This window comes from Pseudomonas sp. S8, assembly GCF_050473925.1.
Classification (GTDB): Bacteria; Pseudomonadota; Gammaproteobacteria; order Pseudomonadales; family Pseudomonadaceae; genus Aquipseudomonas; species Aquipseudomonas parakoreensis.
The window spans coordinates 3062546-3084136 of the sequence record NZ_JBFDVZ010000016.1 but is presented as its reverse complement, the minus strand read 5'-3'; the positions used below and the strand labels follow the sequence as shown (position 1 = coordinate 3084136).

Genomic DNA, 21591 nt, shown 5'->3' with positions numbered 1-21591 from the left:
CGGGCGCAGGCTGACGTTCCGCAAAGGCTTTCCTGCGAAAAGCCTGTTCAATAATAAAAAAGGAGTATGAACAGATGGCAACACGTGAAACCGGCAATGTGAAGTGGTTCAACGACGCCAAGGGCTACGGCTTCATTCAGCGCGACGACGGGGTGGACGTGTTCGTGCACTACCGCGCGATTCGCGGCGAAGGGCATCGCTCGCTGACTGAAGGTCAGCAGGTTGAGTATGCGGTGATTACTGGCGAGAAGGGTTTGCAGGCTGAGGATGTTGTAGGCCTGTAACTTTCAAGATCAAAAGATCGCAGCCTGCGGCAGCTCCTACAGTTTGGAATGCATTCCCCTGTAGGAGCTGCCGAAGGCTGCGATCTTTTGCTTTCAGGCAGTCTTCCAGGTGATTTCTTCTTCCCCGTCGGCGCTGATGCGAATCCAGCGATCCGCCGTTTCCTCACCTTCTTCCTCGACCCACGTGCCCGGTGCGCAACGCACTTCCACGTTCAGCGCGGCGAAAGCCGCACGGGCGCAGGCGATGTCGTCGTCCCAAGGCGTCGCGTCGCTTTCCAGGTACAGGCTGTTCCATTTGCCCACGGCCTTCGGCAGCCACGTCACCGGGATGTTGCCGGCCTTGCACTTGTAGGTCTGGCCTTTCTGTACCCAATCGCTGCACGGGCCCAGAGCCTCACCGAGCCAGGCGGAAATCGCCTTGTGGTCGACGTCGGCGTCTTTCAGGTAAATCTCGATATCCGGTTGGCGCATGGATGTCCTCACTGCGGGTCTGAAAAATCCATTCGCGGATTTAGCCGGCCCCGGGCACTTGCCCGAGACCAAAAGTTATTGAAGAACGAAATAATCGTAGCGCATCGACACGGTGGTCACGAACGGCTCGGGCTGTTCGATTACTGCGGCGCGGCGTTCGGCACTGGCGCGCCAGCCGTGGGGCGTCATCGCCAGCAGGTTGGCGCGATCCTCGGGCTTGTCCAGCGTCAGTTTGAATTCCAGAGTTTCGCTGTGCGCCAGCGCCATGCCTTCCGGCACCAGGGCCAGATGCTTGTCGTCGGTGTATTCGCGCACTTCGTCGTACAAACGTTCGCGCAGTTCCATCAGGTGGCCGCTGGTCGGGCCGACCTTCATCAGGCCGCCGCCGACGCTGAGCAGGCGTTTGGCTTCTGCCCAGTCCAGCGGGCTGAAAACGCTGGCGAGAAATTGGCAACTGCCCGACGCCAATGGCACGCGGGCCATGCTGGCGATCAACCAGGTGAGCGCCGGGTTGCGCTTGCAGGCGCGTTTCACCGCCTCGCGGGAGATGTCCAGCGCGTAGCCATCGGCGTCCGGCAGGGCCTCGGCGATCTGTGCGGTGTAGTAACCCTCGCCGCAACCGATATCGACCCAGCGCGCTGGCGCATAACTCGCCGCCAGTTCTGCCAGACGCTTGGCCACCGGCGCGTAATGCCCGGCGTTCAGGAAGTCGCGGCGGGCCTCGACCATCGCCTGATTGTCGCCAGGATCACGGCTGTTCTTGTGCTGCACCGGCAACAGGTTCAGGTAGCCCTGACGCGCGCGGTCGAAGCGGTGGCCGGCGGGGCAGACCACGCCGTTGTCCACGCTGCTGAGCGGTTCACTGCAGATCGGGCACGCGAGCATCAGGCGAGCAACTTGATCAGGGTCTGGTAGTAGATCTCGGTCAACACGTCGAGATCGGCCGCCAGCACACGCTCGTTGACCTGGTGAATGGTCGCGTTGACCGGCCCCAGCTCAACCACTTGCGTGCCCATGGTGGCGATGAACCGGCCATCGGAAGTCCCGCCGCTGGTCGACGCGTGGGTCTCGCGGCCGGTGATGTCCTTGATGCTCGACGACACCGCGTCAAGCAGCGCGCCCGGCTCGGTGAGGAACGGCAGGCCGGACAGCGCCCAGTCGATGTGCCAATCCAGATTGTGTTTGTCGAGGATGTCGGCCACGCGTTTCTGCAGGCCTTCGACGGTGGATTCGGTGGAGAAGCGGAAGTTGAACACGGCCACCAGATCACCCGGAATCACGTTGGTCGCGCCGGTGCCGGAGTTGAGGTTGGAAATCTGGAAACTGGTCGGCGGGAAGAAATCGTTGCCGTGATCCCAATGCTCGGCAGCCAGCTCGGCCAGCGCCGGAGCCGCGAGGTGGATCGGGTTCTTCGCCAGATGCGGGTAGGCCACGTGACCCTGCACGCCGCGCACGGTCAGCTTGGCGCCCAGCGAGCCGCGACGCCCGTTTTTCACCACGTCACCGACCAGCGTGGTGCTCGACGGTTCGCCGACGATGCACCAGTCCAGACGTTCCTTGCGCGCCACCAGACGTTCAACCACCGCTTTGGTGCCATGGTGCGCCGGGCCTTCTTCGTCGCTGGTGATGAGGAACGCGACCTTGCCCTTGTGATTCGGGTAGTCGGCAACGAAACGCTCGGCGGCGACGGTCATCGACGCCAGGCTGCCTTTCATGTCCGCTGCGCCACGGCCACAGAGCATGCCGTGTTCATCGATCACCGCGTTGAACGGGTCGATCTGCCAGGCAGTCACCGGACCGGTCGGCACCACGTCGGTGTGGCCGGCGAAGCACAGCACCGGGCCGTCGTCGTTGCCGTGGGTGGCCCAGAAGTTGTCCACATCTTCGATGCGCATCGGCTCGAGGGTGAAACCGGCATCGCCCAGGCGCTGCATCATCTGCTTCTGGCAATCGGCGTCGACCGGCGTCACGGACGGACGGCGGATCAGGTCGATGGCGAGTTGGAGGGTCGGCGAAAGGTCGGCGTGGGCCGTCATGTAATAACTCCGGGGTGCGCACGGTAAACCTGTAGGAGCTGCCGCAGGCTGCGATCTTTTGATTTTGTTTTTTCAAATCTACAGCAAGATCAAAGGATCGCAGCCTGCGGCAGCTCCTACAGGATGTGTTGGCATTGAAAAAGGCGACCATTCTAATGCAAAACGGCGGCCCGAAGGCCGCCGTTTGACGTTCAACAATAACTGATCAAGCGGCGGCCGGTTCAGGCTCCGCCGCCGGTTTTGGCAGCGACGAGAGGAACGCCATGATCAGCGCCGCGACGTACGGCAACGACTGCACCAGCAGCATCGCCACCCAGAAGCGCATGTCGTTGCTCGGAATGCCTTGCACCAGGTAAATCCCCAGCGCCGCGCCCCACAACAGCAGCATGATGAACAGCTCTTCCCGGGCTTCGGAAATCGCCACCCAGAAGCCGTGGTTGTCGGCGTTTTTCGGTGTGCGGAAGAACGGAATGCTGCTGGTGAAGAAGCCATACAACACCGCTTTGGCGATGGTGTGCGACAACGCCAGTCCGGCCAGTGCGGCGCAGAACGCATCTTTGAGGTTCACGCCCACGGCGCGACGGTAGAGGAAGATGATCTTGCTGACTTTGAACACGAACAGCGCCAATGGCGGGATGGCGAAAATCAGCAGCGGCGGATCGACCCGTTGCGGCACGATGATCATCGCCGCCGACCACAACAGCGCGCCGACGGTGAAGAAAATGTTCATGCCGTCCGCCACCCACGGCAGCCAGCCCGCAAGGAAGTGGTAACGCTGGCCACGGGTCAGCTCGGTGTCCTTGCCGCGCAGCAGGCTGCGGGTGTGGCGCTTGATGATCTGGATCGCGCCGTAGGCCCAGCGGAAACGCTGCTTCTTGAAGTCGATGAAGGTATCCGGCATCAGACCCTTGCCGTAGCTGTCGTGGTAATACGCCGCCGACAGGCCTTTCTCGAACACGCGCAGACCGAGTTCGGCGTCTTCACAAATGCACCAGTCGGCCCAGCCCAGCTCTTCCAGAACCGAACGCCGGGTCATGGTCATGGTGCCGTGCTGGATGATCGCGTCGCGGTCGTTACGGGTGACCATGCCGATGTGGAAGAAGCCTTTGTATTCGGCATAGCAGAGCTTCTTGAAGGTGCTTTCGTTCTGGTCGCGGTAATCCTGCGGCGACTGCACCACGGCGATTTTCGGGTCGGCGAAGTGCGGCACCATGTGCTTGAGCCAGTTCGGGTGTACGCAGTAGTCGGAGTCGATCACCGCGATCACTTCGGCGTCCTTGGCGGTGTGCGGGATCAGGTAGTTCAGCGCGCCCCCCTTGAAACCGGCCAGGGGCGAGACATGGAAGAACTTGAAGCGCGGGCCGAGGGTCGCGCAGTAGTCGCGCACCGGCTCCCAGACCGCCGGGTCCTTGGTGTTGTTGTCGATGATCAGGACTTCATAGTCCGGGTAATCGAGGGCCGCGAGGGCGTCGAGGGTCTGTTTGACCATGTCCGGCGGCTCGTTGTAGCAGGGCACGTGGATCGAGACTTTCGGCCGGTAGTCCGAATCACCGATCACCGGCAGGAATTCCCGACGACGCTTGTGAATCCACACGGCTTCGGCCAGTTCATGCGCCTCGGTCAGCAACACGATGAACACCCCGAGCGCGCCCAGCGCCAGCAGGAAACCCACCGTCAGGCTGAACCACGTGCTGTATTGCTGGCTGTAGTCGTAGCCGATCCACACCAGCACCGAACCGCAGAGGAACGCGATAAAGGTCAGGAAGGTGCGGCCACGCTGGCGCAGGGCCGAGCCGTCGATCATCAGCAGGGTCAGCGACAGCAGCGCCAGCACCACCGAACCGATGGCCAGCACGCGCCATTGCGGGATGGCGACGACCGGGCCTTCGAAGTTGAATTTCTGCTGGCGGGCGGCGTTGAACACGCCCCAGTAAGCGCCGACCGAACCTTCGTCACTGGCCTTCCACGGCTGGTCGAAGGCTTCGATCACGAAGTAGTTGAAGCCCTGACGGTTGAGCTTGTTGACCAGCGTGCGCAGGTAGATCGCCTGATCCGCTGGCGACGCATCGGCGCCACCGCGCATGCGACCGTTGCTCGGCCAGCCGACTTCGGACAGCAGCAACGGTTTTTTCGGGAACAGCTTTTTCAAGTCGCGGGCGCGGTCGAAGACGAACTGTCCGGCCTTGTCCACCGGAATGAATTCCCAGTACGGCAGCACGTGCGCAGCGATCAGGTCGACGTGTTTGGCCAGCTCCGGGTGTTCTTCCCAGACGTGCCACTGCTCGGAGGTGGTCACCGGCACTTTCACCGCTGCGCGCACGCGATCCAGCAGCACGCTGAGTTGTTCAGCGGTGATTTCCTTGCGGAAAATCGCCTCGTTACCGACCACCACCCGCACCACGCTGCGCGAGGTGTTGGCCAGTTCGATGGCGCGCTGGATTTCGCGCTCGTTGCGTTCCTGATCGGGGCTGATCCAGATCCCGAGGGTCACGCGCAGACCAAACTCTTCCGCCAGTTTCGGGATGTCCTGCAGCGAACCGTCGACCGAGTAGATGCGGATGTTGTCCGTCAGCTTGCTCATGATCTCCAGGTCACGGCGCATTTCATCGTCAGTCGGATACTGATCCTTCTGCGGGAATTGGCCCTGCTGGAATGGCGAATAAGAGAAACCGGAGATCTGCTCCGGCCAGTTGGGCGCGGAGACCGGGCGGTTGATCAGCGCCCAGAAACCGGTGAACAGGGCGGCGATTGCCAGAACCACCACCAGGTTGAGACCAAATTTACGCGATGACATAGCTATTTCGGGTTCCAAAGGCTGTGGAACGAAGGAACGGTTGGCAAGCGCCAAAAGGGCGCGAATCCTACACCGGCAGTTCACTGCTCGTACACCGGACAGGGAAATGCCCGACATTGGGCAGTCCAACCTGATTTAAGTTCTTTAGTAACAGCTTGTAAGAGAAAACTTTGTTGCTTAGTTATAGCAATTCCCAGTGGCGAGGGAGCTTGCTCCCGCTGGACTGCGAAGCAGGCCGCTTTTCAAGGGCCGCTTCGCGACCCGGCGGGAGCAAGCTCCCTCGCCACAAGGCTTGTGCAAATCGGCGGCGTTCACCGTTCATAGCGTCAAAGATGCTCTTGGCCGCCGACGGCCCTATAATGCGCGCCGGTTTTTGGGGTAATGGTCATGAGTACAGAAGATCCGCGGTTTGCAGGCATCGCCCGTTTGTATGGCATCGAGGGCCTCGAGCGCCTGCGTGCGGCCCATGTGGCGATTGTCGGCGTCGGTGGCGTCGGTTCCTGGGCGGCGGAGGCCATGGCCCGCTGTGGCGTCGGCGAGATTTCGCTGTTCGACCTCGACGACGTCTGCGTCAGCAACGCCAACCGTCAGTTGCACGCGCTGGACAGTACCGTCGGCAAACCCAAGGTCGAGGTGATGGCCGAGCGTCTGCGCGGGATTAACCCGGACTGCACCGTGCACGCGGTGGCGGATTTCGTCACCCGCGACACCATGGCCGAGTACATCACACCGAACATCGACTGCGTGATCGACTGCATCGACGCGGTCAACGCCAAGGCTGCGCTGATCGCCTGGTGCAAACGCCGCAAGATCCAGATCATCACCACCGGCGGTGCGGGTGGGCAGATCGATCCGACGCTGATTCAGGTCTGCGACCTCAACCGCACATTCAACGATCCACTGGCCTCGAAAGTGCGTTCGACGTTGCGTCGCGACTATGGCTTCTCGCGTACCGTGACTCGCCATTACAGCGTGCCGTGTGTGTTCTCCACCGAACAACTGCGCTATCCGAAACCGGACGGCAGCATCTGCTTGCAGAAGAGTTTTGTCGGCGACGGGGTGAAGCTCGACTGCGCCGGCGGGTTTGGCGCGGTGATGATGGTCACGGCGACGTTCGGCATGGTCGCGGCGACCAAGGCGGTGGACAAGATTGTGGCGGGTGTGCGGCGGCCGGCTGACCGGGTCAAGCCTGGGGTTTGATGCTGGGGCTGAAGGCCTCTTCGCGAGCAGGCTCGCTCCCACATTTGCAATACGTTCCCCTGTAGGAGCTGCCGAAGGCTGCGATCTTTTGATCCTGATTTTTAAAAAGCAAGATCAAAAGATCGCAGCCTGCGGCAGCTCCTACAGGGTGGTGGCCAACTCATTCATCCGCTGGAGCACGGCATTCAAGCCATTACTGCGCGACGGCGACAACTGCCGCGACAGTCCCAGCTGATTGAACCAGTTCGGCAGGTCCACTTGCTGCAACTCGGCAGCGCTCAAGCCGTTGACCCGCAACAGCAACAACGCCACCAACCCACGAATCATTCGCGCATCGCTGGCAGCGCTGAACTGCCAGTGGCCGTCCTGCAATTCCCCCACCAGCCACATTTGACTCTCACAGCCATGCACCCGATTGGCTTCGCATTTGTCCGCGTCGTTCAGCGGCGGCAGACGATCGCCAAACTGCATCAGCAACCGCGCGCGTTGCTCCCAACCGGCGGCATTCTGAAAGGTCTGCAGCGCTTCGGCGGCGGCGAGCGGCAGGCTCATCGCAGCAACTCCAGAGCCTGATCCAGCGCGTCAAAGAAACGCTCCAGATCCTCTGAATCGTTGTACAGCGCCAGCGACACGCGGATCGCCCCGGCCAGTTCGAAGCTTTTCAGCAACGGCATGGCGCAATGATGCCCGGCGCGCACAGCGATACCTTGTTCGGTGAGCAGGTGCGCCAGATCGGCGTTGTGCACGCCCTCGACGACAAAACTGGCCAGCGCCAATTGCGGCGTGCCGAGCAGGCGAATGCCGTTGCGCGCGGCCAGGCCTTGCAGCAGATAGGCGTGCAGCGCAGCTTCGTGGGCCGACACCGCGTCCTGATCCAGCCCGGCCAAATAGTCGAGGGTTGCGCCGAGGCCAATCACGCTGGCGATCGGCGGTGTGCCCGCCTCGAAACCCAGCGGGGCAGGGCGGAAGCGTGAATCGTGATAATTGGCTTCCAGCACCATTTCGCCGCCGAACTGCCACGGCTGCAGTTGCTCAAGCGCCTTGTTGCGCCCGAACAGCACGCCGAGGCCATCGGGGCCGTACAGCTTGTGGCTGGAAAACACATAGAAGTCGCAACCCAGCGCCTGCACGTCGTGCCGACCGTGCACCACACCCTGGGCGCCATCGACCACGGTCAGTGCGTTGTGCGCCTTGGCCATCGCCAGCAGCGCCGGCAGCGGTTGCCAGGCACCGAGCACGTTGGACAGCTGACTGACCGCCAGCAAGCGAGTGCGCGGGGTGATCAGACGCACAGCGGCGCCGAGGTCGATCACGCCGTCGGCGTCCAGCGGCAGGATCACCAGTTTCAGCTCGCGACGCTGCGCCAGTTGCTGCCACGGCAGCAGGTTGGCGTGATGCTCCAGGGCGCTGATGACAATTTCATCGCCCGGGTGGAAAAGAGGTTCCAGGCCATAGGCCAGGAGATTCAGCGCGCTGGTGGCGCCGTGGGTGAAGATGATCTGCCCGCTGTCACCGGCATTCAGCCACTGGGCAACCTTCAGGCGACTGTCTTCGAACGCCTGTGTGGCGTGGGCGCCGGGCAGATGCTGCGCGCGATGCACATTGGCCGCGCCGTTGGCGTAGTAATGCGTCAGTGCGTCAAGCAGAGCCTGGGGTTTTTGCGTGGTGGCGGCGTTGTCCAGATAGGTCTGGTCTTGCCGTTGCAGGGCGGCGATGGCCGGAAAGTCAGCGCGCCACGGGGAGGGAATCATCATAGGTTCAGCCCTGTGAACTTGGGCGGGGGTACATCGAACCTCGTGGGAGCGAGCTTGCTCGCGAAAGCGTCGTGTCATTCAGCACTGTTGTTGACTGACCGGACGCCTTCGCGAGCAAGCTCGCTCTCACAGGGGGATCGTACGGCTGCTTAGTTGTGCGCGTGCAGCGCTTCGTTCAGCTCGATCGCCGATTTGTGGGTCTTGCACTCCACGGCACCGGTTTCCGAGTTGCGACGGAACAGCAGGTCGGTCTGACCTGCCAGTTCACGCGCCTTCACCACTTTGACCAGGTTGTTGTGCTCGTCCAGCAGCGCGACCTTGGTGCCGGCGGTCACATACAGGCCCGACTCGACGGTGTTGCGGTCGCCCAACGGAATACCGATACCGGCGTTGGCGCCGATCAGGCAGCCTTCGCCCACCTTGATCACGATGTTGCCGCCGCCCGACAAAGTGCCCATGGTCGAGCAGCCGCCGCCCAGATCCGAGCCCTTGCCGACGAATACGCCAGCGGAAACGCGGCCTTCGATCATGCCCGGGCCTTCGGTGCCGGCGTTGAAGTTGATGAAGCCTTCGTGCATCACGGTGGTGCCTTCGCCCACGTACGCACCCAGACGCAGACGTGCGGCGTCAGCGATACGCACGCCGGCCGGCACCACGTAGTCGGTCATTTTCGGGAACTTGTCCACCGAGAACACTTCCAGCAGCTCGCCGCGCAGGCGGGCTTCGAGTTGCAGCTCGGCCAGTTCGCTCAGGTCGATCGCGCCCTGGCTGGTCCAGGCCACGTTCGGCAGCAGCGGGAAGATCCCGGCCAGGCTTACGCCGTGCGGCTTGACCAGACGATGCGACAGCAGATGCAGCTTGAGGTACGCCTCTGGCGTCGAGGTCAGCTGTGCGTCTTCGGCCAGCAGGGTGGCGACCAGCGGCTTGTGGCTCTCGGCCAGACGGGTCAGCAGTTTGCCTTGAACGGCGTCGATGCCTTTGACCGCTTCAGCCAGTTGCGCCGCCTGCGCGGTGGTGAAGGTGATGGCCTGGTTACCTTCGGTGTAGCCGAGGATCGGCGCAACGGCAGCGACCAGTTCGGCCGACGGGTTGAGCAGTGGCTGGGCGTAGAACACTTCCAGCCAGGCACCTTGACGGTTTTGCGTGCCGACACCAAAGGCGATGCTGAACAGAGAGTTGGACATGTGAATACCTCTAGCAATAAGTGACGGGCTGCTTACTTGAGTGCGGCCGCGTAGATGTCTGGCTTGAAGCCAATCAGGGTTCGATCACCGAGATCAAGCACCGGGCGCTTGATCATCGAGGGTTGAGCGAGCATCAGTTCGATGGCTTTCGACTGGTCGAGATCGGCTTTACGTTCGTCGTCGAGTTTGCGAAAGGTCGTGCCGGCACGGTTCAACACCGTTTGCCAGCCGTGCTCGTTGCACCATTGAGTCAGGTGCTCACGGTCGATGCCGGCGGTTTTGTAGTCGTGAAAGTCGTAGCTGACAGCGTGTTCATCGAGCCAGGTGCGCGCCTTCTTCATGGTGTCGCAGGCTTTGATGCCGAAAAGGTGCAACGTTTTACTTGAAACGGTCAAGGAATCGCCCCCTTTACAGGTGCTGGAAAAAAATGGTGTCGGATTATGCCATGACCAAACGGTTTCGCGGCGCCCGGCTTCATTACGCTGCACAAATCCCTGTAGGAGCTGTCGAGTGAAACGAGGCTGCGATCTTTTGATTTTGTTTTTAAACATCAAAAGATCACAGCGTGCCGCAGCCCCTACACGGGGATCAGTGTGGACGTGCGACATAGGTGCAAACGCCAGACGCATCCTAAGCGGCTAATATGGCAGTTCAACGCTGTCGATTGTCTGAGATTTCCGCTTTATGCAAACCGCTTATACCGTCCTGATCCTGCTGATGCTGGTCAGCGTCTCGCGGCTGGTCGGACGGGTCATCCCGCTGCCGCTGCCCCTGGTGCAAATCGCCGCCGGTGCCTTGCTGGCCTGGCCGACATTGGGCCTGCACGTAGCGCTCGATCCGGAGCTGTTCCTGTTTCTGTTCCTGCCGCCGCTGCTGTTTTCCGATGGCTGGCGGATGCCCAAACGCGAGTTCTGGCATTTGCGTGGGCCGATCCTGACGCTGGCGGTCGGTCTGGTGCTGTTTACCGTGGTCGGTGCCGGGTACTTCATTCACTGGCTGTTGCCGACAATTCCACTACCGGTGGCCTTCGCGCTCGCCGCTGTGCTGTCGCCGACCGACGCCGTGGCGGTGTCGGCGATCTCGCAGAACCGTTTGCCGACGCCGCTGATGCACATACTGCAGGGCGAAGCCTTGATGAACGATGCCTCGGGTCTGGTGACGTTCAAGTTTGCCCTGGTTGCGGCGGTCACCGGAGTGTTCTCACTGGCCAATGCCAGCCTGACCTTCGTGCTGGTGGCGGTCGGAGGCTTGGCCGTCGGCGTGGTGCTGAGCTGGCTGGTCGGGCGTTTGCGCGCGTGGATGATCGCCCGGGGCTGGGACGATCCGGCCACCCACGTGGTGTTCATGTTGCTGCTGCCGTTCGCGGCTTATGTGCTGGCCGAACGGTTGGGCGCTTCGGGCATCCTGTCGGCGGTGGCGGCGGGAATGATGCAGAGCTGGCTCGATCTGTTGCCCCGACAGACCAGCACTCGCTTGCTCAACCGTAGCGTCTGGTCATTGCTCGAATTTGCCTTCAACGGTCTGATCTTTCTGCTGCTGGGCCTGCAATTGCCGGACATCATCAAAGCGGTGGTCAGCCACGAGCCGACGTTGTGGCCGACGCTGTTGTACCGTGGCCTCGATGTGGTGGCGATCTTCCTCGCGCTGGTGCTGTTGCGCTTTATCTGGGTGCAGAGCATCTGGCGCCTGTCGGTGCTGCTGCGCCGTTTGCGCGGCAAGGGCGACCTGACGCAAGTGCCGACCGCGCAATCCTGCTGGCTGCTGACCGTCGGCGGTGTGCGCGGCGCGGTGACGCTGGCCGGTGTGATGTCGGTGCCGATGTTGATGGGGGCCGAGGCGTTTCCCGAGCGCGATCTGCTGATCTTCATCGCCGCCGGGGTGATTCTGTTGTCGCTGATTTGCGCCTGCATCGCTTTGCCATTGCTGCTGCGCGGCATCGAGAAAAGTCCGGACGACAAGCGCCGTCAGGAAGTGCGCGACGCCTGGCGCAAAACCGCCGAGGCGGCGATCCATGCGCTGGAAACCGAAGAGGTCGCGCCGCAGGACGCTGCGCAGGCAGCACTCTCGGCCGAACTCAAGGCGCGGATCATGTCCGAGTACCGGCATCAGCTAGAAGTGTTCAACGATTCGGCTGAAGCCCAGGCGCTGGCGTTCCAGATGGATCTGCTGGAACGCCGCTTGCGACTCAAGGCGCTGAGGGCGCAACGCCTTGAGTTGTATAGCCTGAGCCGTCATCACCAGATTGGTGATGATGTGCTCAGAGAAGTATTGAGCGAGCTTGATTTGAGCGAGGCAAATCTGGGGCAGGTCAAATAACCCGATATGGATCTGGCGCGCTCACTGACTTGCGGGGTAGGGATAAATGTTCGACATGAAGGTTTTATCCTGTTCGCTGAGACCCAGATTGATGAAGATCTGGAAGTCACCGAGTGTCCAGGACTGGCTGACGGGATAGTGCATGATCGACTTCTGGTCGTACTCTGAATAAATGCTTTCGTCGGGATTGCCGAGGTCAAGATACCAGTCGTGCAGTCGTTTGCGCGTCACGCTGGCCTGGTAGTTGTCTTCTTCCGGGTCGGCAGTTATTCCGTGTTGTTTATAAATGGCCGGTTTGTCCCAGGGAATGTTTGCCGTGGGGTTGGTCTGTTCATGTTCTGCACCGAGCATGTGACCGAACTCATGCATGACGTTGGCTGCGAAATAACGTGCCTGGCTCGGTGGGTGTGGCCAGAGTCTCATGGTCGGCTCATCGGGATGTAAGAGAGCATCGGTACCGATCAGAGAGGAAAACGTTCCCGGTTGACTGAGTATGCGGATATCGCCTTCTTCACCTTCGACGAAATCGAAACTCAAGTTGATGTGCGGCAACCAGTTGCTGGCGGCGGCGATCGTTTCGTCCTTGAATGCCTGCGTACCGTTGAGGAAGGCGATGCGAAGTGTGCTGCCGGGGGTCCAGAATTTTGCCGGATTGTTTTTAGCCCACATGTTTTTGAATCTCCCAAGTACATTTAATGTTGCGGGAGATGCGTGTGTGTTCGAATTGTTTGTTTGGCTGAAGCCAGGTTGATTGCATTACGGAACATCCATGTTTTCATTCTTCAGGTTTAACTTGTCCGGTTGCTTATTGTTCCCGGGAAGTTGCTTTGAATGAGGGATGCTAGTGACTGAGCTGGAGTCGGTAAATTGAATATATGTACGGTTTTATGACCGGTTACCGTGCCAGCGGAACTGGCACGGTAAAGACACTTACGGCTGGCGAGAGACAAACGCGCGAATCCGCTCTGCGGCCTCGACGCATTCAGCCAGTGGCGCTACCAGCGCCATGCGCACTCGACCGGCGCCCGGATTCACACCGTCTACCTCGCGGGACAGATACGAGCCCGGCACCACGGTCACGTGTTCCTGTTCGAACAGGTCGCGACAGAACGCCGCGTCGTCACCTTGTACGTTCGGCCACAGATAGAAACTGCCGTCCGGACGCTGCACGTCCATCACCGGGCTGAGGATCGCCAAGACAGCGTCGAATTTCTCGCGGTACAGCGCACGGTTGGCGCGCACATGCACTTCGTCATTCCACGCCGCAACGCTGGCCAGTTGGGTTTGCACCGGCATCGCGCAGCCGTGGTAGGTGCGGTAGAGCAGGAAGCCTTTGAGGACATCGGCGTCGCCCGCGACGAAACCGGAACGCAGCCCCGGCAGGTTGGAGCGCTTGGACAGGCTGTGGAACACCACGCAACGCTTGAAGTCCTTGCGGCCCAGTTCGACACACGCACTGAGCAGGCCCGGCGGTGGGGTCTGTTCGTCAAAGTACAGTTCGCTGTAGCACTCGTCGGCGGCGATCACGAAGTCGTGTTCGTCGGCCAGGGCGATGAGTTTTTTCAGCACATCGACCGGGATCAGCGCGCCGGTCGGATTGCCCGGCGAACACAGGAACAGGATCTGGCAGCGTTTCCAGATGTCTGGCGAGACTGCGTCGAAATCCGGGTTGAAGCCGTTTTCGTCCAGGCACGGCAGGTAGTGCGGCTTGGCGCCGGCGAGGAACGCTGCCCCTTCGTAGATCTGATAGAACGGGTTCGGGCTGACCACCAGTGCATCGTCACCGCGATTGACCACGGTCTGGGTGAAGGCGAACAGCGCTTCGCGGGTGCCGTTGACCGGCAGCACGTTGCGCGCTGGATCAATCCAGCCGCTTGGTACGCCGAAGCGACGTTCGCACCAGCCGGCGATGGCTTCGCGCAGGGCCGGAATGCCGAGAGTGGTCGGGTACACCGCCATCTGATCCAGATTGTTCGCCAGCGCTTCGGCGACAAAGCTTGGCGAACGGTGTTTCGGCTCGCCGATCGACAGGGCGATCGGGCGTTTGTCCGGGTTCGGCGTCACGCTGCCGAGCAAGGCGCGGAGCTTTTCGAACGGGTAAGGCTGGAGCTGGTTCAGAGCGTTGTTCATGGGGGCCTCGTTCAATGTGGAGAGAACTCCGTGGCGAGGGGATTTATCCCTGATCGGCTGCGCAGCAGCCGCAAAACCATCGCGTGCGGTGTAACGGATACTCCGCGATTGCCGGTTCGGGGCTGCTTCGCAACCCATCGGGGATGAATTCCCTCACCACAAAAGCCCCGGCAGCTATATCTGCCTCCACAGGGGTAGTTTGCTGATTCAAATACTGATGCGCGAAAGCTTGATATCCGGTTCCTGATTGACGCTCAGTTGCTCGACGATTGCGTCCTGCAAGCGGCTGCACAGCAGCGGGTCGGAAAGCGGCTGGTTGTGGGCGTCGGTGATGAAGAACACGTCTTCCACGCGTTCGCCCAGGGTCGCAATCTTGGCGTTCTGCAGCGACAGGTCGAACTCGAGGAAGATCCCGCCGACCCGCGCCAGCAGGCCCGGGCGATCAGGGGCGGTGAGTTCCAGCACCGTCACCGGACGCTGAGCGTCGTTATGGATTGTTACCTGCGGCGCGAAGGCGAAGTGCTTGAGCTGGCGCGGCACCCGACGCTGGATGATCGTCGGGTAGTCGTCCGGGTTGCGCAGCGCTTCGGTCAAACCGTCGCGAATCTGTTTGATCCGTGTCGGGTTGTCGCCGATGGATTCACCGTCGTTGTCGAGCACGATATAGGTGTCGAGGGTGAACTGGCTGCTTGAGGTGATGACCCTGGCGTCATGAATGTTCAGGTTGAGCTGATCCATCGCGGCCACGGTCACGGCGAAGAAGTCGTGCTGATCCGGCGCATAGATGAAGATCTGCGTGCCGCCCTCGAACTCGCGCTGGGTGGTTTCCTTGATCAGCACCAACGGGCCGCCTTCGGCCGGTTGCTGCAGGATCGCGTCACTGTGCCAGGCCACGTCGCCAGCGGTATGACGCAGGAAATAGTCATCGCCCAGTTGTGCCCACAACTGCTCGACGTCGTCCGGATCGGTGCCGCCACGCACGAGGATGTCCAGTGCGGCGCTCTGGGTCTGGCGGATCTGCTCTTCGCGATCCACCGGGTTTTCCAGGCCACGGCGCAGAGCGCGTTTGGTCTCGGTATAGAGCTGGCGCAGCAGGCTGGCGCGCCAGGAGTTCCACAGCGTCGGGTTGGTCGCGTTGATATCGGCAACCGTCAGCACGTACAGGTAGTCCAGACGGGTTTCGTCGCCGACGATCTGCGCGAAATCATGGATCACCTGCGGATCGGACAGATCCTTGCGCTGCGCGGTGGTCGACATTACCAGGTGGTTCTGCACCAGCCAGACGATCAGGCGGCTGTCCCACAGCGGCAACTGATGGCGCTGGCAGAACGCTTCGGCATCGACCGCGCCGATGTCCGAGTGGTCGCCATGCCGGCCCTTGCCGATGTCGTGGTACAGGCCGGCCATGTAAATGAGCTCAGGCTTGGGCAGTTTGGCCATGAGCTTGGCGGCCAGCGGGAATTTTTCCGACACCTGGGTGTACTGCAACTTACGCAGGTGTTTGATCAGGTTCAGGGTGTGCGCATCGACCGTATAAATGTGGAACAGGTCGTGCTGCATTTGCCCGACGATAAAGCCGAACTCCGGCAGATAACGCCCGAGGATGCCGTAGCGGTTCATCCGGCGCAGGTTGCGGTGCACGCCGATCTTGCACTTGAACAGCTCGATGAACAGGCTGGTATTGCGGATATCGTTGCGGAAATTGTCGTCGATCAGGTGCCGGTTCTCGCGCAGCAGACGAATGGTGTCGGCGCGCACACCTTTGATTTCCGGCTGCTGGGCCATCAACACGAAAATCTCGAGCATGGCGAACGGCGTGCGACGGAACACGTTGTCGTTGCGCGCTTCGATGTAGCCGTCGTGCAACTGGAAGCGCGAGTTGATCGGCTGTGGCGGCGCTTCGTCTTCCGGGGCGAGGATGACTTCCTCGAAATGCTGGATGATCAGGTCGCTGAGCTGGGCAATGCTCATTACCACGCGGAAATATTGCTGCATGAAGTTTTCGACCGCCTGTTTGGCGTCGTCGCCTTCAAAGCCGAGCAGGCCGGCAATGGTCCGTTGATGATCGAACAGCAGACGGTCTTCGGAGCGACCGGCGAGCATGTGCAGGGCATAGCGCACTTTCCACAGAAATTCCTGGGACGACGCCAGCAGGGCGTTTTCGCTCTCGACCAGAAAACCTTCGCCGGCGAGGGCGCGCAGGTTCAGGGTGCCGTACTGACGCCGGGCCACCCACAGAATCGTCTGGATATCCCGCAGGCCGCCGGGCGAGCCTTTGACGTTGGGTTCCAGGTTGTATTCGGTGTCGTTGTACTTGTGGTGACGGGCCTTCTGTTCGGCGCGTTTGGCCAGGAAAAACTCCTTGGCCGGCCACATGTGGGCCGTGCTGGTGACATCAAGCATGCGCTGACGCAGGCGCTCGGGGCCGCAGATGGTGCGGCTTTCCATCAGGTTGGTGACCACGGTCAGGTCGGCACGGGCTTCCTCGGCGCATTCATCGACCGAGCGTACGCTCTGGCCCACTTCCAGGCCGATGTCCCACAGCAGCGTCAGAAAACGCTCAATGGAGTCGCGGAAAACTTCGTGATCGGCGCTGTCCAGCAGGATCAGCAAGTCGATGTCAGAGTAGGGATGCAACTCGCCCCGGCCATAGCCACCGACCGCGACCAGCGCGATGTCGGCGTCTTCGCTCCAGTTGAACTGCTCCCAGGCCTTTTGCAGGATGTTGTCGACGAACCATGCGCGGTCTTCGATCAGGCGGCGGATGTCGCGGCCATTGCGAAAACGCGTGTCGAGGACCTCGCGCGCCTGGCGGATCGCCTTTTTGAACGCCGCGATAGGACTCGCTTTCAGGGCCAGTTCAGCCTGGAACTGGCCGCGGTCGAAGAGTTCGGGATCCACCTGCGGCATCGATTGGCTTTCCTTCTATAAAGGTGGGAGCGTTCTAGGGGTCAGGCCGAGACGCGCGGGATCGTGTCGTCGGCGCGCAGGGTGAAGATCTCGTAGCCGGTGTCGGTCACCAGCAGGGTGTGTTCCCACTGCGCCGAGAGCTTGCGGTCCTTGGTGATCGCGGTCCAGCCGTCGCCCAGCACCTTGGTGTCGGCTTTGCCCTGGTTGATCATCGGCTCGATGGTGAAGGTCATGCCGGCCTTCAGTTCCATACCGGTGCCGGCGCGGCCGTAGTGCAGGATCTGCGGTTCTTCGTGGAATACCTTGCCGATGCCGTGGCCGCAGAACTCGCGAACCACCGAGAAACCGTTCTTTTCCGCGTGCTTCTGGATGACTTCACCGATGTCGCCGAGGCGGCAGCCGGGCTTGACGATCTCGATTGCCTTGTACATGCATTCCTGAGTGACCTGCGACAGGCGCTCGGCCCAGACAGGCACTTCGCCAACGTGGAACATGCGGCTGGTGTCGCCGTGGTAGCCGTCCTTGATCACGGTGACGTCTATGTTCAGGGTGTCACCGTTTTTCAGCGGCTTATCGTTCGGGATGCCGTGGCAGACCACATGGTTGATCGAGGTGCAGATCGACTTCGGAAAACCCTTGTAGTTGAGCGGGGCCGGGATGGCCTGCTGCACGTTGACGATGTAGTCGTGGCAGATCTGGTTCAGTTGATCGGTAGTCACACCCGGTTTGACGTGTTCGGCAATCATTTCCAGCACATCGGCGGCCAGTTTGCCGGCGACACGCATGCCAGCGATGTCCTCGGGGGTTTTGAGGTTGACGGTCATACAGGCTCTCTCTGCGCTCGGCGGCGCTTGCTGATACGGATAGGGTGGCAGGTGTACGTTTCGCGACCCTGAAAAACCCGATTCTAACAGACGAAAGGCGCAAATCCGCGCCTGCGTACATCGTCTCTCTCTATACAATGGTGTGCCTGACGGCGATTCCAAGGGGGCTGCGCCCATGTCCCAGGTGCGAATACAGATTCCGGGTTCCGTTTCTGTGCACCTTGTGGTATAAAATGCGCCGCTTTCCGGGGATGCCCCGAGAAGCTTAAATCCACACACGTGTCGACACGATGACCTGGGTGCTTTTGGCTTTATGCCACTGGTTGGTCATTGGGATACGTGGAGGCCAAACCCGACTTATTAAGGAACTATCATGTCCCAAGTCAACATGCGCGATATGCTGAAGGCCGGTGTGCACTTCGGTCACCAAACCCGTTACTGGAATCCGAAAATGGGTAAGTACATTTTCGGCGCGCGTAACAAGATTCACATCATCAACCTTGAAAAAACCCTGCCAATGTTCAACGAAGCTCTGACTTTCGTAGAGCGTCTGGCCCAGGGCAAAAACAAGATTCTGTTCGTCGGCACCAAGCGTTCCGCTGGCAAGATCGTTGCTGAAGAAGCAGCACGTTGCGGTTCGCCGTACGTCGACCACCGCTGGTTGGGCGGCATGCTGACCAACTTCAAAACCATTCGTGCTTCCATCAAGCGTCTGCGTGACCTTGAAGTTCAAGCCGAAGACGGTACTTTCGCCAAGCTGACCAAGAAAGAAGCGCTGATGCGCTCCCGTGACCTGGAAAAGCTGGATCGCTCCCTGGGCGGCATCAAGGACATGGGCGGTCTGCCAGACGCACTGTTCGTGATCGACGTTGACCACGAGCGCATCGCGATCACCGAAGCCAACAAGCTGGGCATCCCGGTCATCGGCGTTGTCGATACCAACAGCAGCCCGGAAGGCGTTGACTACATCATCCCAGGCAACGATGACGCAATCCGCGCTATCCAGCTGTACATGGGTTCGATGGCTGACGCAGTGATCCGTGGTCGCAACAATGTTGCTGGCGGCACTGTTGAATTCGCAGCTGAAGAAACTCAGGCTGCAGCTGAGTAATCGACGCCCTGGCGTTGACTCAGTAAGCAAAAAGGGGGCTTGGCCCCCTTTTTGCCACCTCGAAAACCGTTTGTTGGCGCCCACGTGTGGCAGCGCACCTCCTGCATTTGTAACGTGCAGCAGCTACAAGGTGTTTCGGGAAGAATTGAACGCCCGTTCGATCGGGTGGAATGGTTGAAAACCTATCCAAGAGGAATTTGAAAATGGCAGCAATTACTGCAGCGTTGGTTAAAGAACTGCGCGAGCGTACCGGCGAAGGCATGATGGACTGCAAGAAAGCCCTGGAAAAGGCTGACGGCGACATCGAAAAAGCCATTGATGACATGCGTGCTTCGGGCGCGATCAAGGCTGCGAAAAAGGCTGGCAACGTTGCCGCTGAAGGCGCAATCGCAATCAAGGACGACGGTAAAGCTGCCGTTATCCTGGAAGTGAACTCGCAGACCGACTTCCTGGCTCTGCAAGACGACTTCAAAAACTTTGTTGCTGCCAGCGTCGAAAAAGCCTTCGCTGACAAGCTGACCGACGCTGCTCCGCTGATCGCTGCTCAAGAAGCCGCTCGCGAAGCACTGGTTGCCAAAGTAGGCGAAAACGTCAACATCCGTCGTCTGACCCGTATCGAAGGTGACGTTGTAGGTTCCTACCTGCACGGCAACAAGATCGGTGTTGTTGTGGCTCTGAAAGGCGGCGACGTCGAGCTGGCCAAAGACATCGCGATGCACGTAGCTGCAAGCAACCCTGAGTTCCTGCTGCCTTCGCAGGTTTCGGCTGAAGCGATCGAGCGTGAAAAAGCTGTGTTCCTGCAGCTGAACGAAGAGAAGATCAAAGGCAAGCCGGAAAACATTGTTGAGAACATGGTCAAAGGCCGTATCAGCAAGTTCCTGGCAGAAGCGAGCCTGGTTGAGCAGGCGTTCGTCAAGAACCCTGAAATCAAGGTTGGCGAGCTGGCCAAGAAAGGCGGCGCAGAAATCGTTTCCTTCACTTACTTCAAAGTAGGCGAAGGCATCGAGAAGCCGGTCGACAACTTCGCTGAAGAAGTTGCTGCCCAGCTGGCTGCCGCCAAGCAATAAGACGGTTTTTCAACTGTCGCCCGAAAGAGGCTGCCCGCTCACGCGCGCAGCCTCTTTTCAGATGGGTTACCAATTTTTAATTGGTTTCCACTGGGAACTGACTTACAAAGCCAGGTTCCGATGGCGCTGAAGCAGCGCCAAGCTAGAGTGAACGGCAGCTGTAAAACAGCTTGCACAGAATTTTTTAAATACGCCGCAGGAGAGATTCGCAATGGCTCAGCAGGGCAGTGGTTATCAGGCTCGCTATAAACGCATTCTACTCAAGCTTAGCGGCGAGGCCCTGATGGGCTCGGAAGAGTTCGGGATCGATCCAAAAGTGCTGGATCGGATGGCGCTGGAAGTCGGCCAACTGGTCGGCATCGGCGTACAGGTCGGTCTGGTGATCGGCGGTGGCAACCTGTTTCGTGGTGAGGCCTTGAGCAAGGCCGGCATGGATCGGGTCACAGGCGACCACATGGGCATGCTGGCCACTGTGATGAACGCCCTGGCCATGCGCGACGCGCTGGAACGTGCCAATATCTCGGCCATCGTGATGTCGGCCATTTCCATGGTTGGCGTGACCGATCACTATGATCGCCGCAAAGCCATGCGCCACCTGAACTCCAAGGACGTGGTAATTTTCGCGGCCGGTACCGGCAATCCGTTCTTTACCACGGATTCGGCAGCCTGCCTGCGTGCCATCGAAATCGATGCCGACGTCGTGCTGAAAGCGACCAAGGTCGATGGCGTCTACACTGCCGACCCATTCAAGGATCCGCATGCCGAGAAGTTCGATCATCTGACATATGATGAAGTGCTGGATCGCAAGCTGGGTGTGATGGATCTGACAGCTATTTGCCTGTGCCGCGATCACAAGATGCCGCTGCGCGTATTCAACATGAACAAGCCTGGCGCCCTGCTGAACATCGTACATGGCGGCGCTGAAGGAACCCTGATCGAGGAAGTTCAACAATGATCAACGAAATCAAGAAAGACGCCAAAGAGCGCATGCAGAAGTCGGTGGAATCGCTGTCCCACAACTTCGGTCGCATTCGTACCGGTCAGGCGCACCCAAGCATCCTGGAAGGCGTGATGGTGCCGTACTACGGCGCTGACACCCCGATCAAGCAAGTGGCCAACATCACTGTCAAAGACGCCCGTACCCTGCAAGTCGTTGCGTTCGAACGCAACATGCTGGGCGCCGTCGACAAGGCGATCGGCAGTGCAGGTCTGAACCTGAACCCGACCAACCTCGGCGAGTTGCTGCTCATCAGCATGCCGGCCCTGACCGAAGAAACCCGTCGTGGTTTCACCAAGCAAGCGCGTGACGTTGCTGAAGACGCGCGTGTTGCCGTGCGCAACATTCGTCGTGATGCGAACAGCTCGCTGAAGGATCTGGTCAAGGAAAAAGAGATCAGTGAAGACGAAGAGCGTCGCGCGACTGGCGAGATCGACGATCTGACCAAGAAATTCGTGGCTGAAATCGACGCGAAGCTGGCAGAGAAAGAAAAAGACCTGATGGCCGTATAAG

19 protein-coding genes are annotated in these 21591 nt (G+C 60.2%); 7 read left to right on the top strand and 12 right to left on the bottom strand.

Annotated features, from left to right (window positions below; translation table 11 throughout):
* The first annotated feature begins 74 nt into the window (after window positions 1–74).
* Window positions 75–284, top strand: coding sequence for a cold-shock protein (locus tag AB1J88_RS15140; RefSeq protein WP_016771489.1), 210 nt, complete (start codon window positions 75–77; stop codon window positions 282–284).
* 93 nt (window positions 285–377) lie between these two features.
* Here the strand turns inward: AB1J88_RS15140 and AB1J88_RS15135 are convergent, their stop codons facing one another.
* From AB1J88_RS15135 to AB1J88_RS15120, 4 genes are all read right to left on the bottom strand, one after another.
* Complete coding sequence (locus tag AB1J88_RS15135) at window positions 378–755, bottom strand: hypothetical protein (protein ID WP_007964251.1); 378 nt, start codon at window positions 753–755, stop codon at window positions 378–380.
* A gap of 75 nt (window positions 756–830) precedes the next feature.
* Window positions 831–1640 carry a putative RNA methyltransferase gene (locus tag AB1J88_RS15130; RefSeq protein WP_041072367.1) on the bottom strand — a complete coding sequence of 270 codons (810 nt, stop codon included), beginning with the start codon at window positions 1638–1640 and terminating at the stop codon, window positions 831–833.
* Window positions 1640–2791 carry a succinyl-diaminopimelate desuccinylase gene (gene dapE, locus AB1J88_RS15125; protein ID WP_041072365.1) on the bottom strand — a complete coding sequence of 384 codons (1152 nt, stop codon included), beginning with the start codon at window positions 2789–2791 and terminating at the stop codon, window positions 1640–1642. Before dapE ends, AB1J88_RS15130 begins: the two co-directional genes overlap by 1 nt.
* 205 nt (window positions 2792–2996) lie before the next feature.
* Complete coding sequence (locus tag AB1J88_RS15120) at window positions 2997–5585, bottom strand: glycosyltransferase (protein ID WP_430291376.1); 2589 nt, start codon at window positions 5583–5585, stop codon at window positions 2997–2999.
* A gap of 381 nt (window positions 5586–5966) precedes the next feature.
* Between AB1J88_RS15120 and tcdA the strand changes: the two genes are divergently transcribed.
* Entirely contained in the window at window positions 5967–6785 is an 819-nt protein-coding gene (tcdA, locus tag AB1J88_RS15115) for a tRNA cyclic N6-threonylcarbamoyladenosine(37) synthase TcdA (RefSeq protein ID WP_430291375.1), read from the top strand.
* 141 nt (window positions 6786–6926) lie between these two features.
* On the opposite strand, the gene AB1J88_RS15110 is transcribed toward tcdA, so the two are convergent.
* The 4 genes from AB1J88_RS15110 to AB1J88_RS15095 all read right to left on the bottom strand — a co-directional run bounded on the left by AB1J88_RS15110 (window position 6927) and on the right by AB1J88_RS15095 (window position 10118).
* The gene (locus AB1J88_RS15110; RefSeq protein WP_430291374.1) at window positions 6927–7337 is read right to left on the bottom strand and encodes a SufE family protein; all 411 of its coding nucleotides are present in this window, start codon (window positions 7335–7337) and stop codon (window positions 6927–6929) included.
* Window positions 7334–8539, bottom strand: coding sequence for an aminotransferase class V-fold PLP-dependent enzyme (locus AB1J88_RS15105; protein WP_430291373.1), 1206 nt, complete (start codon window positions 8537–8539; stop codon window positions 7334–7336). Before AB1J88_RS15105 ends, AB1J88_RS15110 begins: the two co-directional genes overlap by 4 nt.
* A 149-nt stretch (window positions 8540–8688) precedes the next feature.
* Window positions 8689–9723 carry a 2,3,4,5-tetrahydropyridine-2,6-dicarboxylate N-succinyltransferase gene (gene dapD, locus AB1J88_RS15100; RefSeq protein ID WP_007954762.1) on the bottom strand — a complete coding sequence of 345 codons (1035 nt, stop codon included), beginning with the start codon at window positions 9721–9723 and terminating at the stop codon, window positions 8689–8691.
* Window positions 9724–9755: 32 nt separating this feature from the next.
* Window positions 9756–10118, bottom strand: a complete 363-nt coding sequence (locus AB1J88_RS15095) for an ArsC family reductase (protein ID WP_041072357.1) — start codon at window positions 10116–10118, stop codon at window positions 9756–9758.
* Window positions 10119–10407: 289 nt separating this feature from the next.
* Here AB1J88_RS15095 and AB1J88_RS15090 point away from each other — a divergent pair, with 289 nt between their 5' ends.
* Window positions 10408–12039: a Na+/H+ antiporter gene (locus AB1J88_RS15090; protein ID WP_430291372.1), complete on the top strand. Its 1632-nt coding sequence runs from the start codon at window positions 10408–10410 to the stop codon at window positions 12037–12039.
* A 21-nt stretch (window positions 12040–12060) separates the two neighbouring features.
* On the opposite strand, the gene AB1J88_RS15085 is transcribed toward AB1J88_RS15090, so the two are convergent.
* The 4 genes from AB1J88_RS15085 to map form a co-directional block, all read right to left on the bottom strand.
* Window positions 12061–12708, bottom strand: a complete 648-nt coding sequence (locus tag AB1J88_RS15085) for a hypothetical protein (protein ID WP_430291371.1) — start codon at window positions 12706–12708, stop codon at window positions 12061–12063.
* A 261-nt stretch (window positions 12709–12969) separates the two neighbouring features.
* On the bottom strand, window positions 12970–14169 hold the full coding sequence (dapC, locus tag AB1J88_RS15080) for a succinyldiaminopimelate transaminase (protein ID WP_430291370.1): 1200 nt from the start codon (window positions 14167–14169) through the stop codon (window positions 12970–12972).
* A 207-nt stretch (window positions 14170–14376) separates the two neighbouring features.
* Complete coding sequence (locus AB1J88_RS15075; protein WP_430291369.1) at window positions 14377–17079, bottom strand: [protein-PII] uridylyltransferase; 2703 nt, start codon at window positions 17077–17079, stop codon at window positions 14377–14379.
* Between the two features lie 41 nt (window positions 17080–17120).
* Window positions 17121–17903, bottom strand: a complete 783-nt coding sequence (map, locus tag AB1J88_RS15070) for a type I methionyl aminopeptidase (RefSeq protein WP_047291865.1) — start codon at window positions 17901–17903, stop codon at window positions 17121–17123.
* Window positions 17904–18276: 373 nt separating this feature from the next.
* Here map and rpsB point away from each other — a divergent pair, with 373 nt between their 5' ends.
* The 4 genes from rpsB to frr all read left to right on the top strand — a co-directional run bounded on the left by rpsB (window position 18277) and on the right by frr (window position 21590).
* Window positions 18277–19014, top strand: a complete 738-nt coding sequence (gene rpsB, locus AB1J88_RS15065; protein ID WP_003222119.1) for a 30S ribosomal protein S2 — start codon at window positions 18277–18279, stop codon at window positions 19012–19014.
* 203 nt (window positions 19015–19217) lie between these two features.
* Window positions 19218–20081 (top strand): translation elongation factor Ts, encoded by an 864-nt coding sequence (gene tsf, locus AB1J88_RS15060; RefSeq protein WP_025110889.1) that lies wholly within the window; start codon window positions 19218–19220, stop codon window positions 20079–20081.
* Window positions 20082–20292: 211 nt separating this feature from the next.
* Window positions 20293–21036, top strand: a complete 744-nt coding sequence (pyrH, locus tag AB1J88_RS15055; protein WP_011332683.1) for a UMP kinase — start codon at window positions 20293–20295, stop codon at window positions 21034–21036.
* Window positions 21033–21590, top strand: coding sequence for a ribosome recycling factor (gene frr, locus AB1J88_RS15050; protein ID WP_008019552.1), 558 nt, complete (start codon window positions 21033–21035; stop codon window positions 21588–21590). Before pyrH ends, frr begins: the two co-directional genes overlap by 4 nt.
* The last annotated feature ends 1 nt before the right edge of the window (window position 21591 follow it).